We start from the raw sequence: 25,256 nt of genomic DNA on the forward strand, positions 1-25,256 counted from the left end.
GAATAAGAGTCGGGTAGGGGTACTGCACTTACGATGTTTGTTGTACATCGTACAAAACTGTGATACCTGAAAGGGTGGCAGGTACCAGTTTCTTTATTTCTGTTGCTGTGCAGGGTACGTCGCTTTTGAAAATGATGTATTGTACGTTGCTTATTTTTTCAAGCATAGCACTTGTAATCATGGCAGATTGCAAGTCCTGCTTCGTACGAATGCGAACTTCCAGCACAGCAACCTTTGCTGGTCTATCGGGCATTGTAGCAATAAATGAAAGAGAGGCTGCATCGGTGCTCAACACAATTGCAGGCGTATTTCCTGTTACTTGTTTTTGATGGTTACGCAATACAATGCTGGGTTGTACATCGTAGAGCATACTTTCAACGGCCGACTTAGAAGAGGTGGAAGATGTGCCCAAAGCCAGAGCACCTTGCTGTGTTTTTTGAGCAGCCAAAAATTCTTTTACAGAAACTACTTGTTGGGCAAAAGATGTGCTAAGGGTAAAGCAAATCGCTGCCAGGGTAAGAAGCGTTTTCATTGTTTAAGTTTAAGGGGTTGGAATCAATGGCAGACAATAGGGTGAGTCTGCCATTGATATCCGTTTTGGGTTGTTTAAGGGTTGGTCGGGTGTTTGGGTTCAGTTTAAGGTTCGGGGTAGGGTAGTTCAAGGGTTTATGGTTCAATCAGATCTTGTGTCCGTAGTATCGCATAACATTCCAGATTGGTCTGTTGAGGGGGTTAGTCACAACATCCATCAATTTGAATGATTAACTCTAGTAACGGGGCGGTTAAGAAGGCTTTTTGTTGGCGATTCGGGTTGGGGTTTCAATCAATCGAATCGCATTCATTAAGCGGTATAACCAGTAGGTAACAGAGGTTTAGGGTTTTATCTCCGATTTCCTAATGCAAATGTAATACGGCCAATCAATTTTGCAACATTGATTTTTGTCAAATTTGATTTTTGTCAAATTTTATTTCACCGGAAAATAATAATCAATTGAAAATCAGTAACTTACAAAATTGATGTGGAAAAACTATTTTCTAAAAAAGTTCGTACAAAGATGTTAGAACGTCATTTTTGGCCCTGTTTTTGAATTACACATCTGATTTGGCGTGTAGTACCACATATCTTTTGTCAGTTTTTTTGTGGCTCATGGTTCTATCTATTGTAGTATTTCAACTACAATCATCCTTCCGGCCTTGGGCATAAAAAAGCCCCCCGAATAGTATTCGGAGGGCCAATGAGTAAAGTTTAAAAAACTTACTTGTATTGTACGGCAATACCTTTTGCCAAATCTGTCATTTGCTTCAGGCTTTCGTCGTTCAGGTTACCCTTCTTAAACTCAGCCAGTACGTTTGGCAGCTTGTTTTCCATTTCCAGCAGGAAATGCTCTTCAAAAGCCTTAACGTTCTTCACGGCTACATCACGGAGCAAACCTTGTGTACCGAGGTAAATGATGGCTACCTGCTTTTCTACACTCATAGGAGAGTATTGCAGCTGCTTCAGGATTTCCACGTTACGGGCACCTTTGTCGAGTACAAGCTTGGTAGCCGCATCAAGGTCGCCACCAAACTTAGAGAAGGCTTCCATTTCGCGGTAGAGGGCCTGGTCAAGTTTCAGGGTACCGGCCACTTTCTTCATCGACTTAATCTGGGCGTTACCACCTACGCGGCTTACAGAAATACCTACGTTGATGGCAGGACGGATACCAGCGTTGAACAGGTTACCTTCCAGGAAGATCTGTCCGTCGGTGATGGAGATTACGTTGGTAGGAATGTAAGCAGATACGTCACCAGCCTGCGTTTCAATGATGGGCAGGGCAGTCAGGCTACCACCACCTTTCACCAAATGCTTGATGCTTTCGGGCAGGTCGTTCATGTTTTTAGCTACTTCATCTTTACCAATTACCTTGGCTGCACGCTCCAGCAAACGGCTGTGCAGGTAGAATACGTCACCAGGGTAAGCTTCGCGGCCCGGAGGACGACGGAGCAGCAGAGACACCTCACGGTAGGCCACAGCTTGCTTACTCAGGTCATCATAAATAATCAGGGCAGGACGTCCGGTGTCGCGGAAAAATTCACCGATAGCAGCACCGGCAAACGGAGCGTAGAACTGCTGAGGAGCAGGGTCAGACGCAGAAGCCGCTACAATAGTAGTATAGGCCATGGCACCGTTGTCTTCCAGGGTCTTCATTACACCAGCAATGGTAGATGCCTTTTGGCCAATGGCTACATATATACAATATACAGGTACACCAGCTTCGAAGAACTCTTTCTGGTTGATGATGGTGTCAATTGCAATGGCGGTTTTACCGGTCTGGCGGTCGCCAATGATCAATTCACGCTGACCACGACCAATAGGAATCATAGCGTCGATAGCCTTGATACCAGTTTGGAGCGGTTCTTTTACCGGCTCACGGAAGATTACACCGGGAGCTTTGCGTTCCAACGGCATTTCGTACAGTTCGCCAGCAATAGGTCCTTTGCCATCAATGGGCTGGCCGAGTGTGTTGATAACACGACCCAGCAGGCCTTCGCCTACTTTAATAGAGGCAATCTGACCTGTACGGCGGGCTTTATCGCCTTCCTTAATTTCAGCGCTGTCGCCCATCAGTACCACACCTACGTTGTCTTCTTCGAGGTTGAGGGCGATGGCTTTTACGCCATTTTCAAATTCAACGAGTTCGCCACTCTTTACGTTGTTGAGGCCGTAAATGCGGGCAATACCGTCACCCACCTGAAGCACAGTACCTACTTCTTCCAGGTTGGCTGCGGCGTCAAAGTTGCTGAGCTGCTGGCGCAGAATCGCCGAAATCTCATCTGGCTTAATGTCCACCATAGTTTTTTATTGAATAGTGTAAAGAATTCAAGTTTTCAGGGTTTACCCCTAAATTTTCAGGCCGCAAAAGTAAGGCACTATCCCTCAGTTAGCAAAAGCATTTTTGGAAATGACCGGCCCGATATTTTTTCTAATCATCAGGTAAGTCCAAAACCGGGTTTTCGGTCCTGTTGCAGTTAAGCATTTCCCCAAATGAGCCAGGCCAGCATGGCCACCACAATAATGGCAAAAACCCAGCCCGGGTGAATGCGTGGCCGGCTGATAAAGTAATAAGGTATCATACTCAGCCCCAAGGCAATGACCCACCAACCCATTTGGCCATTATTGCCCAACTCCCGGTTATAGCCCGCTTCATCTATAACATTTGTATTGCCTTTTGACAGCAAGCTGATTTGGACCCTTCCGCCGCCGCCTCTGTTGGCAAAGTGGCCGGCATTTACTTCGTCGAGCCAAACCGTAATCTTGTCGCCGGGCAACAGGCTGCGTAGTAAGCTATCTGCGCCAATAGCTTTCAGTGCAAAACTTTCTGCCACTAAAAGCTTGCTGTTTTCTTCCACAGGTATCAGCACCAGATTTTTTTGAACTGATGAATCCATACCTGGTTGATAAGGTTTGCTTTTTACCGTAGCCTGTACTTTGGTTAATGTATTTACATCCACCTGTTTTTTCCCAATCACCAACCATGCACCTAACAGCAGCAACATGGCCACTGCTACTTTACCCATGGTGCTATTAAGCCCCTGCAGTATTAGCCCTTCCATCATATTGCTTCGGGAATTGGTATGGCGCCGAAAAGGTTGGTTCATGTGCATATCGAAAAATTATCTGCGGGTAAATGTAAGTCCGGAAATTATATGCTTTGCTAGGACGATGATGAGGTGTGGTAGTTAATTCTTGTAGTGTTTTTTATAGATTTTTGTGTGCCACACAAAATATTGTAGCAAAAAAATCAATGTAGCTTTTTTGCTTCGGCTTTTACTGATGCAATTCAGTACAACTACGCTATGACGATGCTGCTTCAGCAAATACTTTTACATCCGCTTACAAAAGAACAACACGCCAAAATATCGCTTGATAATTATCAAAAAACGATGAAGTAAAAGCTTGTACCCCTTTCAGCGTATTGACAATGCCATGTATTAGCAGTACCTTCTACACATCATTTCTTCACTCCATAAAAACAAACAAACATGGCTACCAGTAAAAAAGCTGCTGCACCTGCCCGCAGCCAAACCGCTACTAAGGCCGTTGCCACACGAAGGGCATCTGCCGAACCGGTAGACGTTGCTACCAAAGCAATCCGTTCTGTTGCCGCATTGAGCGGCAATCCTCGTCCGCTGGGTGCACCCAGCACCAACCTCACCAGTGAGCTCAACAACATCAACTTCCATAAGATGATTGGTGGCCCGCTGCAAGCTGCCATTGAAGCACAAACTGCTTCGGCCATGGCTACCATCAATTTTATTAATGCCGTAGGTTTTACAGAAGTCGATGGCAAAAAAGAATTGGTGATGGTCGACTTTTCGCATACCAAAAAAGATGTGGATGCCGAAGGCAAAGAAGTAACCAGTGAATCGTTTATCAAAGTCCCTTTATTAGCCATGCTGCCCATCCCGTCTATCCGTATCGAAACGGTAGACATAAATTTCAACGTAAAGCTAAACTCCGTTGAAACCGCTAACACCAGCGATAAGCTGAATGTAGCTGCCGAAGTAAAAGGTGGTTTTGGTCCGGTAAGCTTTAAAGTGTCGGCCTCTTACCAGCGCCAAAGCAGCACTGGTGTAAAGGTGGAAAAAGAATACAGCCTGAATGTGAAAGTAAAAGCCACTCAGGATGAAATGCCTGCAGGTTTGGAGAAAATCCTGAACATGCTGGCTAGCTAATCTTCCCAAAGCATTTTCCATACAACACGCTACAGCGCCATGCCGGCTTGCCCGGTATGGGCTGTGGTTGTATCACTCTATTGTTATGATTACCGTAGCACAATACCTCTCTTTTATTTTCAGCGAAATCACCCGGGCCCGTGTGATAGCCGACACCGAATCGGTACGCATTGCTACCGAATACGCCAAAGACTCGGTAATGAAACATTTCTCCGTACCCCGGTTTAAAATACCGGAGCTGGAACTCAACATTCCGATGGTGATAGCTGGTGCACAGTACAACAACATTTACACTTTTACCTGGCAGTATGAAGAGTTTGAAAAATTCATGCTCGGTTATGTCGACCGTTTTGGCCGGCAGTTTGCAAAGCCCTTTCCCAACGATGCAAGGGAGATGATGCAAGTGCGTCAATTGATTAAAGAGGCGTACAACGACCTGAGTGAAATGCCCAACCTGCAAGATCTGAACCAGTTGGTGATTGAAAAGAAAGAAGATGCGGTGCAACACATCGACAGGATTGTAAAAACACTCATGGGTATTTATGCAAATGTAGAACGGGTAAAACCGAATCCCAATCCACTCATTGTTACCAGATTCATTCGCATTCAAACCATGGAAGATTTGATAGCCGAATGGAAAAAAATGCTTCAGCAAACGCTGGGTGAAAATATTCGCCTCACAGAGAGTGTGCTTAAAAATCTGCTCATTAGTCCGGAAACACAAATTGTAAAAACAGAGGGTACCGATATTTCGATTTTGCAAATCAGGGCGAAGATTACTGAGGAAGGCATTTTCGTAAATAGTGTAACAAATGCAGAAGGCGAAGAAACCAAAGTAGTAGATTTCGAATGATACCTGTACTGCAATACCACAAACTGGAGCTGCTGGATAAGCTGATGCTCGATGGCAGAAAAGTGTTTGCTGCTTACGAAATGCGGGACTATTATTTTGACGATCAGCTGAAGCAATGGTTGCAACGATGCGACCAATTTTTCGAGCAACACAATGGTCCGGTGGAAAGATCAAAAATGAAATCCTTGTACACCGATTTTGCCACATTGCTTCGGGGCACCGATCCTTACAGCTTTGAAAAAATAGAACGCAACAAACGTGCCCAGGAACTAACCATTGGCTACCGAATAGCAAGGGAAGCTTTGCAGGTGCTCATGGATTATTATCAGCTGGTGTACAACCGGCTGGAAGAATCGAAAAACCTGATAGGGCAAATGGTTTTGGCCATGCTGCAAGCAGGCTTAATTACCACCAACGACATACAGAAAATGACTACGCAAAAGCACAGCGAAACGCTTTGGCAAAAAATGGCAAAAGATAACCAGCTGCTATTGGTGCAGCAAAAAGTACTGCTGCAAACAAGCAAGTACGATGCCATCATTTTGCTGGGCTTGGTGCTCACAGCTTTGCGCAATAAATAATGCTACACTTTTTTCTACACCCAAAAATCTCATTATGGAAACATCGAATTATGGCATGGGCTGGTTGCCCGATTTGCCCGACTTCCGCGATTACACCGCCGACAGCACAGTAGTACCTGCCCAACTGCTGGCAGTAGGCCGAACGGAAACCGTAAAAGGCATGCTGGCATCGGCCAACATTAAGGCCGGAAAGCCAGCCAAAGCACCTTCCAGCGCAGATCTGCGGTCGTGGTGCTCACCTATTGAAGACCAAGGCTCTATTGGTAGCTGCACGGCACACGCTGGTGTGGGAATGATTGAGTATTTTGAGAGCCGGGCTTATGGCCGTCATCTCGACGCATCCAGATTGTTTTTGTATAAAGTAACACGCAACATGCTTGGTTGGACCGGCGACACAGGTGCCTTTCTGCGCACCACCATGGGTGCCATGGCTTTGTTTGGTACACCACCCGAATCTTACTGGCCGTATGTCATCAGCAAGTACGATCAGGAGCCCAGCGCCTTTTTGTATGCTTACGGGCAAAGTTTTCAGGCCATTCAGTTTTACCGCCTCGACCCGCCGGGTACTGCCCGCCCCGATATTTTGACCAGCCTGAAAACACATTTGGCTGCAGGCTTACCTGCTATGTTTGGCTTTACCTGCTACAGTTCTTTGTACAGCGAAAGCGGTCGCAAGGGGATGATTCCTTTTCCCAGTGCTACAGAAAAAACTGCTGGTGGTCATGCGGTAATGGCGGTTGGTTTTGATGACAACAAAACCATCACCAACCCCAACGATAAAAAGAAAACAAAAGGTGCCATCCTCATCCGTAATAGCTGGGGAACTGGTTGGGGCGAAGCGGGCTACGGCTGGCTGCCGTACGAATACATTTTGCGTGGCCTGGCCGACGACTTTTGGTGCCTCATCAAAAAAGAATACATCAATACCGGACAGTTCGGTATTTAAGGAATCGCCATCTTTGATTTAGTACATACAGCAGGTTTCGGTGTTGCTACTGCACCGCCCTGCTGTTCTTTTATTTTTGCATATGCGTATCACATTGCACATTGGAGAAAGCAAAACCATCTTACTGCAAAAAGAAGGTGTGGGCGGCTATAACTGGTTGCTGCAAAACGCCGATGAAGAAAGTCTTCAAATCAGCACTAAAATATTGCCTGCCAAGTCCAAACTCATAGGAGCAGGTGCTGTACTTGAAGTGAAAATTACTGCTTCGAAAATCGGAATATTCATTCTTTCTGCAACTTACCGCCGCAGTTGGGAAAAGCAAGCGGCTAAGGTGCAGCAATACGAAGTCGTTGTCACTTGATCGAATTGCTGATTCACTTTTCTTGCATAAAATTATTCATCTCGCTACAACCATTTCATCTTTCCGGGGCTCTTGTGTAAAAACGGAGCCATGCCTGAGTCAACCTTTCATTTACATATACCCAAGCCCTGCCACGAAAACTGGCAACACATGACCCCCGCTGAAAAAGGTCGCTTTTGCGGTCAGTGTCAAAAAACGGTGGTTGATTTTACCACAATGACTGATGATGAAGTGCTTGACACATTGAAAGCTGCTACAGGAAATACCTGTGGCCGTTTTTTGGCACAACAATTAGGCCGGCCGATGCAACCCACTCACTTACAACGCAGCTGGCTACGGGTAAAATGGTTTTGGGCAGCCCTCATTTCCGGCGCATTGTTTGCCAACAAAGCAACTGCTCAAAAAGCAAGCTATGCTGATACGGTGGTAGTGACAGCACCAAAATCCAAAGCTGAAGTGGTGACAATGGGCAAGCTAATGATGCCAGCTCCACAACCCATCATTATCCAAGGGCAGGTAACAGATGAAAAAGGTATGCCCATGGCTGGCGTATCTGTAATGATTGAAGGCACTACTGTGGGCACCAGTACCAATGCATTGGGCAGGTACGAATTGAGGGTGAAAGAGCCTGCGCCTTCGGTAAACATTCAATACTCTTCCGTTGGATACATGTCCATGCAACATCAATTACAATTGGCGCCATTGAAGTCTTACCATATTTACCAACAACATGCACAGTTTACCAAGGCAATGATGGCTCTTTCTGGCGAAGTGGTGATTGTACGCAAGAAGAAAAAATCAAAGCCTGCAGCATCAATGAAATCAACAGTGGAGAAAACCACAACGAAAGAATTACTGCAGGTGTTTCCCAATCCGGCAAAGGCAGGACAACCCATTTTCATTGCACAAATAAAACCTGGTACCTACTCACTTCAATTGTACAGCAATGATGGACGACCAGTGGCCACCGCCTGCATTCTACAAGCAAAGGGTGCTGCCAACCTGAGCTGTACATTTCCCGCATCTATCAGCACTGGGTTGTACACGCTGCTGCTGACAAATGAAAACCAACAGCCACAAACGGCACAGGTATTGGTGCAGTAATTGTATCACAGCACTTTTGTTAAGGGTGTGTAAGAATTGGAGATCGGGGTTGCATCTTGGCAGATTGGATATTATCTTATCCGCCAAACCCTTGTAAGATGCGTTATCTCTTCTTCATCCTCAGCTGTATTAGTTGTTGTTTGTTTTCTATTGGCTTCGTATCAGCACAACCTTTACTCACTGTGCAGCAGCTGGAGCAAACGAATTTCACTACACATAAAGGCGGCACTATTTCGCCACAAGCATTGTATGTTGATGCTGACGTGTTTGAAAGTGTATTCAATCTTGGCGCTGTGGTACTGCGCAAAGGCAACAGCTATGCTTTGATGAATGCAAGCGGCGAATTTTTGGTGCCTTACAACAAATACAAAACGCTGAGCAGTACTGGTGTTTTCAATATCAATAATGAACTCATTCACAATGGTTGGTTCAATTACAGTACGCCAGATGGTTTTGGCTTTGTAGATGCAAGTGGCAAAGTAGTGATACATGATCCTTATGCGGCTTTTCAGTTGTCGGCAGATAAGCGGCATTTGGTGTCGCTTACGCAAAAGCCATACAGCATCATTGCAATGGATGGAAAAAAGTATCAGCCGGGCTTTTATCCGAATGCTATTGGTGAAGGGTTCTTTTTTAGTAACGAGCCGGCAGGTAGCAAAGCAGCCTACAGGAAATTGAATGGCAGTATCCTGGTGCAAGATCAATTCAACAGTCCCGGTCATCCTTTCAAAGACAAGCTGGCATTGGTGCAAAAAAGAAATGAGTTTAATGAACTAAAATATGGCTTTGTTGATGCCACTGGTAAACTGGCAATTCCTTTTATGTACAGCAATATGCCTTCCTATTTTCAAAATGGAAGAGCAAGAGTACAACCCACTAACACAGCCGATTTCGTTTCGGCCATCATCAACAAGCAAGGTGCTGTATTGCTCAAGCAAACCAAGCAAACCATACAGCAAATGGGGGAGTTTAAATTCTTTGCCAACGGACTTAGTGTAAGCAACAATGCCACTGCCATTATGGATACCAGCATGGCAACCATATCCATGCAGCAGTTATTGCAAAAGGCAGGCATCACACAGCCGGTATCATTCCATGCTATTGACCTTACCTGGCGGGAAGAAAAACATCCCATCCTCATCTATTCGTATGCCGGCAGAGCAGGCTTGAACAGCATTAATCCCAATGCCCGCAACTACGGTTACATATTGCTACGAGATGGCATAGTAGTGCCACCGGTGTTTCATATGGATGGTAGTAAAAACTTGATGGAATTTGATCCGGTAAGCGGTTTAGCCCGTGCCAAAATGATTACAGGAAAAGCACAGAACGGTCAGCCCATGCTGATGGATGGATTCATTGATTTGAAGGGTACGTTCACTGTTTTACTAAAAGAGAAAAGTGCCTGGTAGTTAGCCATATTAATTCATGAAAAAAAGCGATCAGAACATTTGTGCTGATCGCTTTTTTGATTGGGGTAAAATACCGGTTAATTCCTCACCGGCTTTCCACCCTTCAATACACTTTGTATACGTTCCAGTGTTTTCTTTTCACCCGTCAGGCTCAGGAAGGCTTCCCGCTCAATGTCGAGCAGGTATTGTTCGCTTACCAGGGCTGCTTCGCTCAGGTCGCCGCCGCACATCACGTAGGCCAGCTTCTTTGCAATCTTCACGTCGTGCTCGGTAATGTAGTTGCCCAGCTGCATGCCGTTGAGGCCGGCCAGCATGGCACCCAATGCTCCACGGCCCAGCACTTTTACATCGGTACGCTGCACGGGCTGCACATATCCTTTGTTGTACATTTCCAACACACTGCGTTTGGCATCGGCTACCCGGCGGTTGATGTTCATGCTCACTTCATCAATACCCTTGCGTAAGATGCCGAGTTCGTAACCTTCGTACGCACTGGTGGCCACCTTGGCCATACCAATGGTAAAGAAGCGACGCTTCAATGCTTCCATTTCTATTTCGCCATCAAAGTATTCGTCGCCGGCACGCAGCGCAAATTCTTTGGTACCGCCACCACCGGGTATCAGGCCCACGCCCAGTTCTACCAGGCCAATATAGGTTTCGGCAGCAGCCTGTATTTTATCGGCATGCAGGCTAAACTCGCAGCCGCCGCCCAGCGCCATGCCATGCGGTGCTACCACCACGGGCACACTGCTGTAGCGCAGCCGCATGCTGGTATTCTGGAACATGCGAACGGCCATATCCAGCTCATCATATTCCTGATCGATAACATACATAAAGATGAGGCCCACATTGGCACCGAGGCTAAAGTTGGCGCCTTCGTTGGCTATCACCAGTCCCTTGTATTTTTCTTCGGCAATGGCCACACTTTTCTGAATGCCCGCCAGCACATCGCCACCAATGGTATTCATTTTGGTGCTCCAGCTCAGGCCCAGCACATCATCACCCATGTCTACGAGAGTGCAGGCACTGTTTTTCCAAACGGTCTTTTCTTTCAGGTCAGAAAGAATAATAAAGTTGTCGCCACCTGGCAGCAGCTTGTAGGTTTTGCTGGCTACATCGTAGCAATAGCGTTTGCCGTTTTCTACTTTGTAAAAAGTTTTATTACCTGCGGCAATGAATTCTTCTACCCAAGCCGCTACACTGAAACCCGCAGCCTTCATGGCTTCGGTGGTTTTGGCTACGCCCAACAAATCCCATGTTTCAAAGGCACCAATTTCCCAGCCAAAGCCCGCCATCATGGCGTCGTCTACGCGGTAGAGTTCATCGCTTATTTCGGGAATGCGGTGGCTGATGTAGCTGAAAAGATGGTTGTGGAATGCCCGGTAGAATTCACCTGCTTTATCAGGGGCTGCCACCAACATTTTAATGCGCTGCTTCAGGTCGTCTATTTGCTTGCCCGCTTCTATGCTGGCAAACTTGGCTTTCACTTTCGGGCCGTATTCCAGCGTATGCAGGTTCAGCGTCAGTATTTCTTTTTTACCGCCGCTCTTGTCCATTTTAAAGAAGCCACCCTTGGTTTTGTCGCCCAGCATATTGGCCGCTACCATTTTTTCCAGCCACGCAGGGATGGTAAAAATGTCTTTGGCTTCATCGTTGGGGCAGTTGGCGGCTACGCCCTGCGCCACTTTTACCAGCGTGTCTATACCCACCACATCGGCCGTGCGGAAAGTAGCACTCTTGGGTCGGCCAATGGCAGGACCAGTGAGGGCATCAATTTCATCGGTAGTAAGACCTTGTTGTTCCATCACCCGCATAATGGCCATCATGCTGAACACACCAATGCGGTTGGCAATAAAGGCCGGTGTGTCTTTACACAGCACGGTGGTTTTGCCCAAATACAAATCGCCATACTGCATCAGAAAGTCTACAATGGCAGGGTCGGTATCGGGAGTAGGAATAATCTCCAGTAACCGCAGATAGCGGGGCGGGTTGAAGAAGTGCGTACCGCAGAAATGTTTGCGGAAATCTTCGCTGCGACCCTGGCTCAGCATGTGAATGGGAATGCCCGATGTATTGCTGGTAATCAGCGTTCCGGGCTTGCGGTATTTTTCTACTTGCTCGTAAATGATTTGTTTGATATCGAGGCGCTCCACCACCACTTCAATCACCCAGTCGCACTGGGCAATGTCTTTCATGTTGTCGGTAAAGTTGCCGGTGGTAATGCGTTTGGCCACGGCTTTGGTAAACACGGGGCTGGGGTTGCTTTTCAGCGCAGCGGCCAGCGCATCGTTTACCAATTTATTGCGTTCGGCGGGCTTTGTGCTTTCAGTAGCTTCTTTGGGTACCATATCCAGCAGCAGTACCGGCAGGCCGATACCTGCAAAATGACACGCAATGCGGCTACCCATAACGCCGCTACCCAACACAGCCACTTTTTTAATGGAGCGATTCATATAGCAAAACAGTTTTTAAGCAAGATGATGACGAAGTAACCAAAAAATGGTTGCATAAACAACTATTTTAAGAAACTCTTTTCACTGCCCTTGATGACATACTTTTTTGGGGCTGTCGGCAGGAGTACATGGCCCGGCAGTTGTTCCCGTGCTTTCAGGGTGCCGCCCTTCGCTGCGCTGCGGGCCCCCGCCCTCGACTAAGTCGAGGCGTGACCTTCCAGCCCGGGCAGCCCCTGAGCTGTGTTACATCGCCCATCAAAATACTTGTGGCTGCTGCGGCGAAAAACAGGAATTTTGCAGACCAAAAATTCAAGCCATGAGTCATCATAACATTGCCGATATACGCAAAGATTATACCCTGCATACCCTCGATGAAGATTCGGTAGCCGCCACACCGGTGGCCCAGTTTGGCCATTGGTGGCAGGAGGCAACTGGCGCCCAAATTTTGGAGCACAACGCCATGACACTGGCCACCTGCGGCGCCGATGGCATGCCCGAAGCCCGTACCGTTTTGCTCAAGGGATTTGATCAGGAAGGGTTCGTTTTTTTTACCAACTACGACAGTGCCAAAAGCAAGCAATTGCTGGAAAACAACCAATGCAGCCTCCTGTTTTTTTGGAAAGAACTGGAGCGTCAGGTACGCATTGCCGGCATCGCCGAAAAAATAAGCGAAGCAGAAAGCATTGCCTACTTCAATAGCCGCCCCGATGGCAGCAAGCTGGGCGCCTGGGCATCGCCACAAAGCCTGGCAGTAGCAGGTAAAGCGTGGTTGAAAGAAACCTTTGAGTTTTACAAGGAACGATTCAAACACGGCGAAATACCCAAGCCACCACATTGGGGAGGCTGGCGGGTAAAGCCGGTGCGCATGGAGTTTTGGCAGGGCCGCCCCAGCCGCATGCACGACCGTATTTTATATCAGCAAAACCCCGAAGGTGGCTGGAGTATTTCAAGGTTGGCTCCGTAAGACTTTCTATGTATTTATGTAATGTGGTTGTTTATTTTTATTGCATGAAATCACACCTCCCATTTCTAATAACCGTAGCATTGTTTTTTTGTGTTAATTGTATTTATACGAAACAATTAATTGCACAGTCTGCCAATAACCCGTTGTATTTCTATTTAGATAACAATTACAAGGAAACAAAGAATGCAAAATCTGTAGCTTTCATCGAAGCCGTATGGAAAGATGCTGGCCAATGGCGGGCTCAAATGATGACATTCCCTGGAAAAGTGTTGGTAAAGGATTTTTCGTATACCGATTCAACACGAACACAAAAGCAAGGAAGGGTACTCTCTTTTCATTTCAATGGAAATCAGTCAGATTCAGGATTTTATGTAGCCGATAAATTGCATGGTGATTACTTTAGTTGGTACGATGATGGTAACATCGAAAGTGAGTTTCATTACAACATGGGCAACCCCGTTGATACTTGTTTAAAATGGTCGCCGGGTGGTACTTTGAATTATATCAGCATTACAGATAGTAACGGCAATGGACTGTGCAGAGAGTTGTATTCATCAGGTAAAAGTAAATTCAGTGGCCGCCTGTTTCAAGGAAAGCAGCATGGGCTGTGGCAGGCAAAATCCGAAACCGGTGTAGTAAAAATGCAGGTGCAGTTTACAAATGGAGAGATCCAATCTACTGCTTGTTTTAACCCAGACGGTTCAGTTAAAATAGGGGATTGCGTATTTGAAAAGCTGGCATCATTTCCGGGCGGTGCAGAAGCATGGCGATTATTTTTGCAGCAAAATTTACAGTACCCTTCTGACGCTCAAACACGCAAAATAACCGGTGCAGTTAAAGTGGCATTTAATGTTGCGAAAGATGGCAAACTTGATAGTTTCGTTATCCTTAGCTCTCCGGATAAGTCTTTGTCTGATGAAGTATTGCGCCTCATGAAACTCAGTCCTACATGGGTGCCCGCTTTGCAATACAACGAACCGGTTATTTACCGGCACATACAATCTATCAGTTTTTACCTGGAATAATCTACCTCAATGCTTGAATTTTCATTGAGTCCGTTTCCATTCGCTCAATCCAAAATACATGCTTCAGATACAGGCTGTCTGCTATGCGTATTGCTGCATCTTTTGTAGGCGCATAGTTGAACGTACGTTGGCTGTACCATTCAATTATCTTCGGATTTTGCATATTCACAAATACAGTTGCATTGGCCGGTATACTTGCAGAAATCTTTTTTGCTTTCATTTGTTGATCGTTGTAAGCGGTACCCGTAATTCCTTTTTCACCGGGTAAATTGATCAGGAAGTATTGTAAAAGCCCTTGAGCCACAAGGAGGAAGAAAACAGGTTTGCTCACGGTTATAATCCACTCATATTTATGTACAAAAAGCCACATCGTAAATACCAGCGCAAATGCCATCCATGCAAATTCATGACTGGCACTCCAGTGAAAAAGAACCAGATTATATATCAGCACAGCAATCATTGCCCAGCTTAGCCATTGATTGGGGATGTGTAACCAACGTATGCTTTTTTGCTTTATCGAAATATATATCAGCAGAAATACAATGCCGTTATATCCACTGCCAATATGGGTAATGCAGTGCCGAATCATCGTAAGCCATCCTTCATCCTGATTGGCAATGGTGCGGTAGGCCGACCGGCTACTCCAATAATCAACAACCTGCTGCCAACTCAGGTATTGTGCAAACTGATAAAAGATAAGGCCTATGCCTACGGCAGCACTTATGCCTGCGGTAAAGAATAAGCCAACATAACTGTTGTTTCGTTTCTTGCTAGCAAGGCCCCATACGCCCATGCCTGCGGCTAAAAAAGCAGCCACCCAATCGAAATACATGAGCATTACAATCGCCACAAATAATTGCAGGTGAAAGCTGGCAGTGAGTGCATTGCTGGTGCTTGCCGCCTTACGCCACAGTAGCAATACACACAAAACTAATGGCAGCATAATGCCGGTGGTTACGTAGCTGTGCCCCATGTACCACAGCGGTGCTGGTAGCAGGGCAAACAGTGCCACTGCTTGTATGGTTTGTTGTTCATTTGCCAGCCATTGGCGCAGCAATTTGTACAATAAGCTTACAGTAAAAAGTCCGATGAAAATATTGAGTATTTCAAGTGCCAGTGGCGTGGGAGTTATTTGTAAAAAGTGAAATACAAAATAGGGGAGTACATACCAGCCTGCACCAAAGGAGAGATAGACATGATTGCCATTTGCATCAATATGCGGACCGTTTTCCAAAACCCTGTTGCTGTTTCCCTGAAAATTCATGAGCGGGGTATAACCAACATTGGCAGCCCCACCAGCCTGTGACCAGCTTACAGCATTTATGAGTATCACTGCATTGTTGAAATCGTGGTGCTTGGACAATGGCCTGTTGATATGCGGCAGGCGCAAAGCAATAAGCACCAGCAGCAATAATAAAAACAGGCGGTGTGTACTCAGCCATGTACGCATAGCATTGCCTTATTTTAAAGTGGGTTGTTGAAGTTGGCGAATGGTGTACAATAAAAAACCAAAGACCATTATTTGCATGCCCAAGGCTATGCAAAAGCCTGCCGGAATAATGATGCGAAAAACGGCAGAAGGATCGAGTGGGCCAAAGCCTGCTTGCTGCCACTGCCATACTGCATAAGCCGATAGCAAAATACCCAATAAGAATATGCTTCCACCTAAGAGTAAGCCCGTTTCAAAATCGAGCCAGCGATTTATTTTCTGAGAAAACTGCCGTGCAGGATACAATCCCATTTTACTTCCATACAGGCGGGCCAGCACATAAAACTGTAGCAACTGTGTGCCCAGCATTACAAAAATGGAAGCATAATACAGCGTATGAATATCCAACACCAGGTTGAATACTTGTATGTAGCTAAACAACAATGTGCTGCTGAGCAGCAGACCCAGGATTAAAAAGAAAATAGCTGGTGCCAGTAGCAACCATTTGGGGCTGAGCAACAGCATAAGTCGCAAATGCTTCCAGCCATCTTGCCATGTTTTTAAATGCGGTTTTCGATCCCTGCCATCTTTGTGCAACCTTACCGGAACTTCAGCAATATGCATGCGTTGCAATCCGGCTTTGGCAATCATTTCTGATGCAAACTCCATGCCCGGAGATTGCATGTTTAATTGTTCGTATGCTGCTTTACGAATAGCCCGCATACCACAATTAAAATCGCCCAGGGAAACAGCAAATGACTGTCGGCCAATCCATGAAATAACCGGTGTGCCAAGGTAGCGGTGTAGCAAAGGCATGGCACCTGCATCTATACCGCCGGTAAAACGGTTGCCTACAACTAAGTCTGCACCGCTACGTATAGCAGGTATAAATTGGTGCACATCCGCAAAATCATAGCTCTCATCTGCATCTGCAAAAATGATCCATTCGTATTGTGCTGCAAGAATGCCTGCATGCAAAGCAGCACCATATCCTTTTGTGGTTACATGTACCACACGTGCACCCGCTGCTGTTGCAATAGCTACAGAATCATCTGTACTGCCATTGTCGGCAATAATGATTTCACTATGGGTGATGCCTGCTTGTGCCAATGCCAACCGGGCACTGCTGATGCAGCGGGCCAATGTGTTGGCTTCGTTGAGGCAAGGCATGAGTACCGTTAGTGCATTCATAGCAGCAAATGTGCGGCATTTTACAACACAGGCATGGCTGGTTTGCCAAACACAAAAAGATTATTGAGTCCCAACTGAAAGCGCTGATGCAGCAACAAGGTAAAACCAGCTTTAGCTGCTATCTCCGGCGTTTGCTCTACCTCAAAACCGTGGTGTTGTTCAAGGCTCATGCCTTCTATGAGTTTGAGTGTAGATAAAACCGCTAAAATGTAATCGACTTGTTTGGATGGAATGCTGCAAATGAGCTGGCCGCCAGGTTGCAGGCATTCAAAGCAGCAACTGAAAAAAGGAAGCAACATATCATTGGGCAAATGTTCAATCAATGCGAGTGCAGTGACGCTGTCGAACTGCCAGTGTGGCGAAAAATCAAAAGGGAAATTTGTTTTATGCAATTGTATGTGTGCATGCGGAGAAGTGGCCTGGCAAAGCGGATCTACACCCACACCAAATGATAATCGGTTTGCGAGTTGAAGCAGCATTTCACCCTGGTGGCAGCCAATATCTAACAAGCGGCTACCGGCAGGTATATGTTTGCTGGCTTTTTTTATGCGCTGCTGTTGCAAATAACGATCAATACCTGTCATAACGTTGTCAAAAATAAGCAACCCGTCACCTGGATTCACTGTTACAAATCATCATTGCCCCAATAGTTGACAGGCAGCTTGTATTTGTGCAAATTCTTTTTGAATTTCTTGCGTTCTTTACGGTCTGTTTTAATGCCAATATTGGTCAGCACTCCTTCAATACCAATTTTACTCAGGAAGTTGAATTGGCCACGTTTTACTGTTCTTTTTTTAAATACCAGATTGGGCTTGCCGTTATCGTGGCGCCTTACCATTTGATTGACCAGCCAGTTGATGGTGCCAGATAAAAAGTATTCACCATCCCCATTTTTTCCCAATAGCATTACACTCATTTTACGATAGCGTATATCCATGGTGCCGTAGGCAAAATATTTGTTGCCATTGGTAAGCAGGGTTAAGGTATCTATGATGCCACTTCTTATTTGCAAGCTCATTTGTGGCCGTAGCAAAGCATTCATTTCCTGCATATCCATGTGGCCCATGCGTACCCGCATCCAAAAGCCTTGCAGGCTGTCTGTGTACGACTGTCTGAAATTGAACTTCGTTTCCCCTTTGCCGTACAGCCTGCTTTTTATAATCATTATTAAAGAGTCATGCTCTTGTATGTTGTAATTCTTTACGTTCGTGATAAGCCCTTCAACATTATCAATAAAAACCTTTCCTTCTTTACCTGTTTTTTGTACTATTTCATTGTATCGAATAGTGCTGTTGCTGAGTTTGATGCTGTCGATTTGAATAGGGTAAGGCAACGCCATTATTTGCTGTGCCAGCAGGGGCCTGTAGGTCAAAGTGTCTTCCGGTCTTGTTTTATCTCTTTGTGGCCAAATGTTTGCAGCATCTATGTCGAGCCTGGCAATACTAATTGGCGGCTTGTCTTGTGATAAATCTATTTGAACATTTCGCCCGGTTATTTTTCCCGTTGATACACTGATGTGGTCAATTTCAAATGGCTGCTGTAACCAAAAAGATTCCCTGCTAAGCGTAGGAGTAAGTAGAAAAGAATCGAGCATAAAGCTGAGTGAGTGATGGTTGATGGCCTGCAGTCCAACAACCTGAACTTTTTGTTTAGCTGTTTGGTGGGTGAGGTTTGCGCCACGTATCCACCAATGCTGCTGTTTAAATATTTTTTTCCACTCTACACTATCCATACTGGAGTAGGCAAAATTGACGGCGCCAAATTCTTCTATAGCCATGGTTGTGGTATCCTGATTTTTGCCAATTATACGATGCTGTAGCCCTTTGAGCAATAGCGAATCTACTATGCCGCTAGCCTGCTTGCTCACGGGCCATACACGTAGATTGCTCATTACGAGTAACACTCCATCGGGCTGAAATTGTTGATTGGCAAACACAGTTTTTACATCCTTGCTTTGGTAGCGTAAATGAGCAGCCGACAGCTGTGGCACATTATTGTTGTTTGTAAAAGATAAGTTTTCGCATACCAACTTTCCTTTTATAGCGTTGCTGTAGTGGAGTGTATCTCCTGCATCAGATTTCAATACAAAATCAATTGCAGGATTGTCTAACTCAAGGTGCTGAAGAAAGAATGGATTAGACAATGTGCTGACTGCTATCTGTGCTTTAGGTACATTTTTTTTATCACTCGGTTTTGTGGTATTGATATGAAGTTTGGGCTCCAGCATGTACAGGCTTGTGAGGCGAAGCTCTTCGGGGTGAGAATTAAATATGCCGAAACCAGCTTCTAATTTCTCGCTACTAAAATTGATGATTGTGTTACCTTTTTTATTGCTGCCTTTGGCATTGTTGATGATTAATTTTCCTGGTTGTTCCAGCTGCATGCTGCCTGCCTGAAACCAGGTGTTTCCACTTTCCAAAGTATTGCTGTGGCTGCCAATTTGCAGGCTCTTCCAGTAAGCAATGCCATTGGTAAAGTTGAATGAAGTAGCTTTTAGATCAATTGCTGCAGAAACAGCCAGCTGATTGTGCTGATGCAGGTTGAAAACAATGTTTTGAATATCTAAGTTGCCAATAGCAAATGCCGGCAAAGTAGTTTGTTGCGTGTTGTTTGTTTTTCCTTTTTTGTCGATGGTTACCGTGCCACTTTGTACACTGATATGTGATAGTGAAAGACCAGCTTGATTGGTCAAATCAATGCTATTGTAGGCGTTCAGGAGTGTTACACCTTGCAGGTCTATTTGTGCGTATTCACCAAACTGGCCCTTGATGCGACCAAAGTAAAAACCACGTGGATTATTCAGCAGTTGTACATCGCTCAAGGTTAATAAAATATTATTGCCGGTAAGGGTGAATCCCTTTGTTTCCATTTGGCGAATGGCGTGTGTCAGCTCCATAATATTGCCCGCTTTCAGCGCCTTTTTACCATCTATCTGTAACGATAGCCCTAACAGTTTTAACTCATCCTGCTGCCGTTTTGCAGGTATCATCTTTATGGCTGCTTGTTGTATTACAATATTATCTATTTGTATGCTTTGCGCAATTTTTTTCAATAGTACATCTACAGACCGATTGATGTCTTTTCGACGTACCGAATCCTTTTTGGGTTGTTGTAAAATATTGAAGACTACTTCAGGATGAACAACAGTCAGTTTTTTGGCAATGATTCTACGCAGTAATAAATCGCCTAATGAATATCCGTCTAACCTAAGTTCGGGTACTACCACTACGTTAGATTGACGATGGCCTTTGCCTTTTTCACTAATTTGATAGTTGCGTAGTATTAGTGCATTGCTTTGTATCGAAAGGTCGCTTAGTGATGCTGCATACACACTATTGCTGTCGCTTTCAGCATAATTTGAAATATGAATATCTAATGCGCCAATGCCAATAGCCGGACTCCGGCCTTTTATTACTGATAACTCGTTTACAGAAAGCCTGTCGCCTTGCAACTGCATGACGGCTATGTCATCTTTTTTTACATAGTCACGGGTTTTTAATGCATAAGTTACATTTGAGATTGCTGCATAATGAATAGCAAACGAACTGCCATTGTATTGCTGTTTCGAAACCTCCCTTTTTAGTACGGTAGATTTTCGGGTAAGGTCCAGGTTGGCTTTTCCCTCATTAATGAGTACGGAGTCCACTTCAAAAAAACCTTCTTGTATAAATCTGCTCCAGTTGAAATTTCTTACATCAATACTATTGAGTTGTACCTTTTCTGTAGCCTCATTAGCTGTTTGATAGCTAATGTCGAGTGAGTCAATTTCAAGGTCTCCCTTTATGCCATCTACTTCCAGCTTGCCTAATTGTATTTGTAAGCTGCTATCTTCAAAATGAATGTCTGGCCGTTGTAATATTATTTTTCCATCGGTAAAAAGCGGAGCGTTTGAAGGCGCATCTTTTCCAACATCAAGGCCCTTTAGTAAAATGTCAAGATGGTTTATACTAAAATATTGCTGTTCATCTTTTGCATCGATAATGGTAATTGCCGCATCTTTTATTGCCGCATCTTTTATATTCAGTTCAGCAAATGCCTCAAATAGTTTCTGCTGTATGGCACCAATGGTTTGTGCCACATTTTTGTTGCTGCTATCTGTTTTATACAGGCTGTATGTTACAATGCTTGGGCGTTGCAGCTGAATGGTTTGTACATCTAATTTATTGCTGAAAAGTAGCGACCACAATGAGCCAATTTTCAATTCAATACTATCGGCACTAAATGAGAGTTGCTTGCGTGTAGCATTGGTGGGTTGTAGTGCAAACTCTTTCATACTAACCCCAATAGGAAAATATCCAAAACGTACTTTTTTAGCTGTTGTACTGTATTGCCCGTTTGATAATTCATTCACTACTTGTTCAAGCACCTGCTTGGCCCGGTATTGTAGCAACAAGTGCGCTGCCAGTAACAATGATGCTACCGTTAGTAGTAAGTAAATCCCAAGCTTTTTCAATCGGCGCATAACAACAAACAAATGGGTGCAGTAAAATAAACAGAAAGCAGTTGTTAGCCCAAATTGATTTACGCAGCATAGTAATAAAAAAAGCTGCGGACAAACTTGCCCGCAGCTTTGCTGAAATATAAGCAGGTGGTTTAGCTTACGCCGGCACCAGCATTTATCTTGTCTTCGGGATTTACAAAGTGCAACTTGCCACTGGCATCTTCTGCCATCAGTATCATACCCTGACTTTCGATGCCACGCATTTTGCGGGGCGCCAAATTCACCACCACCGTTACTTGCTTGCCTACTACTTCTTCAGGCTTGAAGTGAAGCGCAATGCCGCTTACAATAGTGCGGGTTTCAAAGCCCAAATCTACCTGCAGTTTCAGCAGCTTGTCGGCCTTCTCTACTTTTTCAGCCGCTACAATGGTGCCTACACGAAGGTCTATTTTGGCAAAATCATCGAACACGATTTCTGGCTTTACTGCCCCCTGGCCCCCAGCGGGGGAAGAGACAGCCTCACTGGCATTTACTATGCCTTTATTTTCTCCCCCTCCGGGGGCAGGGGGGCTTTGTCCTTTCAATTTTTCAATCTGCTTCTCTATTTCTGCATCCTCAATTTTGCGGAAGAGCAGCTCCGGTGCCCGCAGGTTGTAGCCTGTGCTCAGCAGTTTTTCTTTGCCGGCATTTTCCCAGTCCAGCATTTTTTCTACCACCTTCATCATGTGCATCATTTTGCGGGCAGTGCCGGGCAAAAAAGGATTGATCATGATGGCGAGGTTGGCACTCAGCTGCAGGCACACATGCATGGTAATGTCGATGCTTTGGCGTGCAGCCACTTGCTCAGGGGTAGCCAGTCCGCCCTTGCCGGCCAGCAAATCATCGCCCAATACTTTGGCCTTAATCCACGGCTCTTTTTTCTGCATGTACTGGTTGCCTTTGCGGGCCAGGTCTATTACTTCAAACAGTGCATCGCGGAACTTGTATTGCTCCAGCAGTTGCTCCATTTTATGCTTGGTCGCTCTAATGTCGTTGAAGATATTCCGGTCATCATCGTCCATTGCATCCAGGTGCAGCGGTGGTACTTTGCCACCGCAGAGCTTGTGCATCAGCACCCAGGTGCGGTTAATGAAGTTGCCAAAAATGCTCACCAGCTCACTGTTGTTGGCATCCTGAAAACCTTTCCACGTAAAATCGCTGTCTTTGGTTTCCGGAGCAATGCTGGTGAGGTAGTAGCGCAGCACATCTTCACAACCGGGAAAATCTTCGAGGTATTCGTGTAGCCACACCGCCCAGTTGCGGCTGGTACTCACTTTCTCGCCTTCAAGGTTCAAAAATTCATTGGCCGGCACATTATCGGGCAGCACGTATTTGCCATGTGCTTTCAGCATTGAGGGGAAAATGATACAGTGAAATACAATATTGTCTTTGCCAATAAAGTGTACCAGTTTGGTATCCTCTTGCTGCCAATAATCTTGCCAGGTATCGGGCAGCAGTTCTTTGGTAGCGCTGATGTAACCAATGGGGGCGTCAAACCACACGTAGAGCACTTTGCCTTCGGCATCGGGTAGTGGCACCTGCACACCCCACTGGCTGTCGCGGGTCATGGCTCTCGGGTGCAAACCGCTGGTGAGCCAGCTTTTGCACTGGCCAAACACATTGGTTTTCCATTCGGTATGGCCCTGCAATATCCATTCGTTCAAAAAAGGTTCAAACTCATTCAGCGGAAAATACCAGTGTTTGGTTTTGCGCTTCACCGGCGGGTTGTTGCTCAGTGTGCTGCGGGGGCTAATGAGTTGCTCAGGACTTAATGATGTACCACATTTTTCGCACTGATCGCCGTACGCATTGGGATTGCTGCACACGGGGCAGGTGCCGGTAATGTAGCGGTCGGCCAAAAAGGTTTGCTTCTCTTCGTCGTAGTACTGCTCAGTTTCTTTTTCTTCAAACATGCCGTCGTCGTACAGCTTTTTGAAAAAGTCTGCTGATGTTTCGTGGTGCACTTTGTTGCTGGTGCGGCTGTACACATCAAAGCTGATGCCCAGTTTTTCAAAACTGTCTTTAATAATAGCGTGGTACTTGTCTACCACATCCTGCGGCGTAATGCCTTCCTTCATGGCACGGATGGTGATGGGTACACCATGCTCATCGCTGCCGCCTATGAATTTGATATCGTTTTTACGGGCCCGTTCCCAGCGTACATAAATATCCGCCGGCAGGTAGCAACCCGCCAGGTGGCCCACATGCACGGGGCCGTTGGCGTAGGGCAGCGCTGCCGTTACCAGTATGCGTTTATAGTCTTTCATCGTGTTCATTTCCTTGGTAAAAAAAGCCGGCCATCGGGGCCGGAGGCGCAAAGATAAGCGTTAGCAGCGGGTAGTCGGGAAGACGGAAAGTCCGAAAGTCCGAAAGACCGGAAGACGGAAAGTCCGTAGTCGGTAGTCCGGAGAAATCGTCATGCCGACGCAGGAGGCATCTCCTCAATCGAAGACGGTTTCAGCTCCTCTCCCTGTAGGGAGAGGTTGGGTGAGGGTGGGCTATCAGCAACATCGCCCTGCTCAGCAGCCGTCCGGGCTGTCACTGCTACTCCTCGGCCTGGCTGCGCTGCGGCCTGTGGGGTATCCCTGTCTGCCGACAGGCAGGCGTTCCATCCCGCAGCCCATCGGCATGAACTGCTTTATTCGCATTCCTGCTTACCTTTCCTTAAAATCGGGAAGCATGGAGCAAGTATATCTTGTAAAAGTGAAAAAGGAATATGCCGCCGCAGCTATCGAGCAGTTGTTGCAAGAAAATGCGCTGGAAGCCATTGAACATCGTGGTGCCGCTTCTCCCGATGAACGCATGAATCTCATCAGAGAAGAACGGGAAAAATACATTCGGGGAGAAGATGCCTTCTTTACATGGGAACAGGTGAAAGCTTTAGCGCAGCGTAAAAGTTTGCATTAATGATGGCCATTCAATTGGAATTCCGGCCATTGGCTTCACTGGAAATTTTGGATGCGTATGATTGGTATGAATCGCAGCTTGCTGGATTATGAGATCGGTTCTTGTCCGACCTCGACGAATTCTTTTCCATGTTACTCCGCAACCCCAATACTTGTGGGTTTCTTGAAGACAACATCCGCCAAGGCAGGCTATCCACATTTCCCTACTTGGTAGTTTACGAAGTATTTCATGAGAAGGTAGTTGTTTTTAGTGTATTTCATGCATCGCAAAACCCGGATAAGAAGAGGAAGATGTAATTCCTCAAAGTTTTTTTGTTTGCATGCAGTGAGTCGTATTCTTTGGTGGACACGTTTTTAATTTGAATTTATGATTGGTAGTTGCAGTCTTTACCTAAGTGACCCTAAAATGTCTAACAGAATCAGCTTTGTTGGATTGATTGTTGTGTTTGTTATTCTAACTGGCCAATTTTTATGGAGACAAATATTCGTTTCAGCTACATTGCCGTATCAATACACCATCGGATTTATCACTAGCGACCTTACAAAAAAATCAGACTCTATAAGCGTTCGTTATCTGGTTGGTACAAGTTGGTATTCATTGAAAAATGCTTTGCCATATGAAGAAGTTGATAAACTGCGGCAAAGCTCACAACGTCTTTTTGTGAAATTCGATAAGAAAGATCCGCAAAAAGCCAGTCTGCTTTTCACACCATTGCCCAATGCACAATACTTTCAAGCAGGAGAAATTTTGGATAGTGTTTTCACATCTCGAAATGAAAATTGAGAAATCTATTTTCCATGCCGGAAAAATCTAAGTAACTCGTTGTCTCTCTGC

Annotated in this window: 21 protein-coding genes; 12 read left to right on the plus strand and 9 right to left on the minus strand. The window is 45.6% G+C overall.

What is annotated here, in order from left to right:
* Window positions 1-28: 28 nt before the first annotated feature.
* The 3 genes from V7Q13_RS12425 to V7Q13_RS12435 form a co-directional block, all read right to left on the minus strand.
* On the minus strand, window positions 29-532 hold the full coding sequence (locus V7Q13_RS12425; protein WP_333800997.1) for a hypothetical protein: 504 nt from the start codon (window positions 530-532) through the stop codon (window positions 29-31).
* A 723-nt stretch (window positions 533-1,255) separates the two neighbouring features.
* The gene (gene atpA / locus V7Q13_RS12430; RefSeq protein WP_333800998.1) at window positions 1,256-2,833 is read right to left on the minus strand and encodes a F0F1 ATP synthase subunit alpha; all 1,578 of its coding nucleotides are present in this window, start codon (window positions 2,831-2,833) and stop codon (window positions 1,256-1,258) included.
* 176 nt (window positions 2,834-3,009) lie between these two features.
* Window positions 3,010-3,639, minus strand: a complete 630-nt coding sequence (locus V7Q13_RS12435) for a hypothetical protein (protein ID WP_333800999.1) — start codon at window positions 3,637-3,639, stop codon at window positions 3,010-3,012.
* A gap of 384 nt (window positions 3,640-4,023) precedes the next feature.
* Here V7Q13_RS12435 and V7Q13_RS12440 point away from each other — a divergent pair, with 384 nt between their 5' ends.
* The 7 genes from V7Q13_RS12440 (at window position 4,024) to V7Q13_RS12470 (ending at window position 9,973) form a co-directional block, all read left to right on the plus strand.
* Complete coding sequence (locus V7Q13_RS12440) at window positions 4,024-4,716, plus strand: DUF2589 domain-containing protein (protein ID WP_333801000.1); 693 nt, start codon at window positions 4,024-4,026, stop codon at window positions 4,714-4,716.
* A gap of 85 nt (window positions 4,717-4,801) precedes the next feature.
* Window positions 4,802-5,569 carry a hypothetical protein gene (locus V7Q13_RS12445; RefSeq protein WP_333801001.1) on the plus strand — a complete coding sequence of 256 codons (768 nt, stop codon included), beginning with the start codon at window positions 4,802-4,804 and terminating at the stop codon, window positions 5,567-5,569.
* A complete protein-coding gene (locus V7Q13_RS12450; protein WP_333801002.1) occupies window positions 5,566-6,150 on the plus strand; it encodes a hypothetical protein in 585 nt (194 codons plus the stop codon). Before V7Q13_RS12445 ends, V7Q13_RS12450 begins: the two co-directional genes overlap by 4 nt.
* A 34-nt stretch (window positions 6,151-6,184) precedes the next feature.
* Entirely contained in the window at window positions 6,185-7,096 is a 912-nt protein-coding gene (locus V7Q13_RS12455; protein WP_333801003.1) for a C1 family peptidase, read from the plus strand.
* 82 nt (window positions 7,097-7,178) lie between these two features.
* Window positions 7,179-7,457, plus strand: a complete 279-nt coding sequence (locus V7Q13_RS12460; RefSeq protein WP_333801004.1) for a protease inhibitor I42 family protein — start codon at window positions 7,179-7,181, stop codon at window positions 7,455-7,457.
* A gap of 90 nt (window positions 7,458-7,547) precedes the next feature.
* Window positions 7,548-8,561 carry a carboxypeptidase-like regulatory domain-containing protein gene (locus V7Q13_RS12465; protein WP_333801005.1) on the plus strand — a complete coding sequence of 338 codons (1,014 nt, stop codon included), beginning with the start codon at window positions 7,548-7,550 and terminating at the stop codon, window positions 8,559-8,561.
* Window positions 8,562-8,659: 98 nt separating this feature from the next.
* Window positions 8,660-9,973, plus strand: coding sequence for a WG repeat-containing protein (locus V7Q13_RS12470; RefSeq protein WP_333801006.1), 1,314 nt, complete (start codon window positions 8,660-8,662; stop codon window positions 9,971-9,973).
* A gap of 77 nt (window positions 9,974-10,050) precedes the next feature.
* Here the strand turns inward: V7Q13_RS12470 and V7Q13_RS12475 are convergent, their stop codons facing one another.
* A complete protein-coding gene (locus V7Q13_RS12475) occupies window positions 10,051-12,426 on the minus strand; it encodes a 3-hydroxyacyl-CoA dehydrogenase/enoyl-CoA hydratase family protein (RefSeq protein ID WP_333801007.1) in 2,376 nt (791 codons plus the stop codon).
* A gap of 316 nt (window positions 12,427-12,742) precedes the next feature.
* On the opposite strand from V7Q13_RS12475, the gene pdxH reads away from it, so the two are divergent.
* Both pdxH and V7Q13_RS12485 read left to right on the plus strand, forming a co-directional pair.
* Window positions 12,743-13,390 (plus strand): pyridoxamine 5'-phosphate oxidase, encoded by a 648-nt coding sequence (gene pdxH, locus V7Q13_RS12480; protein WP_333801008.1) that lies wholly within the window; start codon window positions 12,743-12,745, stop codon window positions 13,388-13,390.
* A 245-nt stretch (window positions 13,391-13,635) separates the two neighbouring features.
* The gene (locus V7Q13_RS12485; RefSeq protein WP_333801009.1) at window positions 13,636-14,415 is read left to right on the plus strand and encodes a TonB family protein; all 780 of its coding nucleotides are present in this window, start codon (window positions 13,636-13,638) and stop codon (window positions 14,413-14,415) included.
* 1 nt (window position 14,416) lies between these two features.
* Here the strand turns inward: V7Q13_RS12485 and V7Q13_RS12490 are convergent, their stop codons facing one another.
* From V7Q13_RS12490 to metG, 5 genes are all read right to left on the minus strand, one after another.
* Window positions 14,417-15,865: a hypothetical protein gene (locus V7Q13_RS12490; protein ID WP_333801010.1), complete on the minus strand. Its 1,449-nt coding sequence runs from the start codon at window positions 15,863-15,865 to the stop codon at window positions 14,417-14,419.
* A 9-nt stretch (window positions 15,866-15,874) separates the two neighbouring features.
* Complete coding sequence (locus tag V7Q13_RS12495) at window positions 15,875-17,035, minus strand: glycosyltransferase family 2 protein (RefSeq protein WP_333801011.1); 1,161 nt, start codon at window positions 17,033-17,035, stop codon at window positions 15,875-15,877.
* Between the two features lie 20 nt (window positions 17,036-17,055).
* Window positions 17,056-17,619 (minus strand): class I SAM-dependent methyltransferase, encoded by a 564-nt coding sequence (locus tag V7Q13_RS12500; RefSeq protein WP_333801012.1) that lies wholly within the window; start codon window positions 17,617-17,619, stop codon window positions 17,056-17,058.
* A gap of 41 nt (window positions 17,620-17,660) precedes the next feature.
* On the minus strand, window positions 17,661-21,497 hold the full coding sequence (locus tag V7Q13_RS12505) for a hypothetical protein (protein ID WP_333801013.1): 3,837 nt from the start codon (window positions 21,495-21,497) through the stop codon (window positions 17,661-17,663).
* Between the two features lie 131 nt (window positions 21,498-21,628).
* On the minus strand, window positions 21,629-23,833 hold the full coding sequence (gene metG, locus V7Q13_RS12510; RefSeq protein WP_333801014.1) for a methionine--tRNA ligase: 2,205 nt from the start codon (window positions 23,831-23,833) through the stop codon (window positions 21,629-21,631).
* 361 nt (window positions 23,834-24,194) lie between these two features.
* On the opposite strand from metG, the gene V7Q13_RS12515 reads away from it, so the two are divergent.
* The 3 genes from V7Q13_RS12515 (at window position 24,195) to V7Q13_RS12520 (ending at window position 25,205) form a co-directional block, all read left to right on the plus strand.
* On the plus strand, window positions 24,195-24,422 hold the full coding sequence (locus tag V7Q13_RS12515; protein ID WP_333801015.1) for a hypothetical protein: 228 nt from the start codon (window positions 24,195-24,197) through the stop codon (window positions 24,420-24,422).
* 101 nt (window positions 24,423-24,523) lie between these two features.
* On the plus strand, window positions 24,524-24,718 hold the full coding sequence (locus V7Q13_RS17435) for a type II toxin-antitoxin system RelE/ParE family toxin (protein WP_442958259.1): 195 nt from the start codon (window positions 24,524-24,526) through the stop codon (window positions 24,716-24,718).
* Between the two features lie 109 nt (window positions 24,719-24,827).
* Window positions 24,828-25,205, plus strand: coding sequence for a hypothetical protein (locus V7Q13_RS12520; RefSeq protein WP_333801016.1), 378 nt, complete (start codon window positions 24,828-24,830; stop codon window positions 25,203-25,205).
* Window positions 25,206-25,256 lie beyond the last annotated feature (51 nt).

It is taken from the genome of Phnomibacter sp. (genome assembly GCF_036803085.1).
Lineage (GTDB): Bacteria > Bacteroidota > Bacteroidia > Chitinophagales > Chitinophagaceae > Phnomibacter.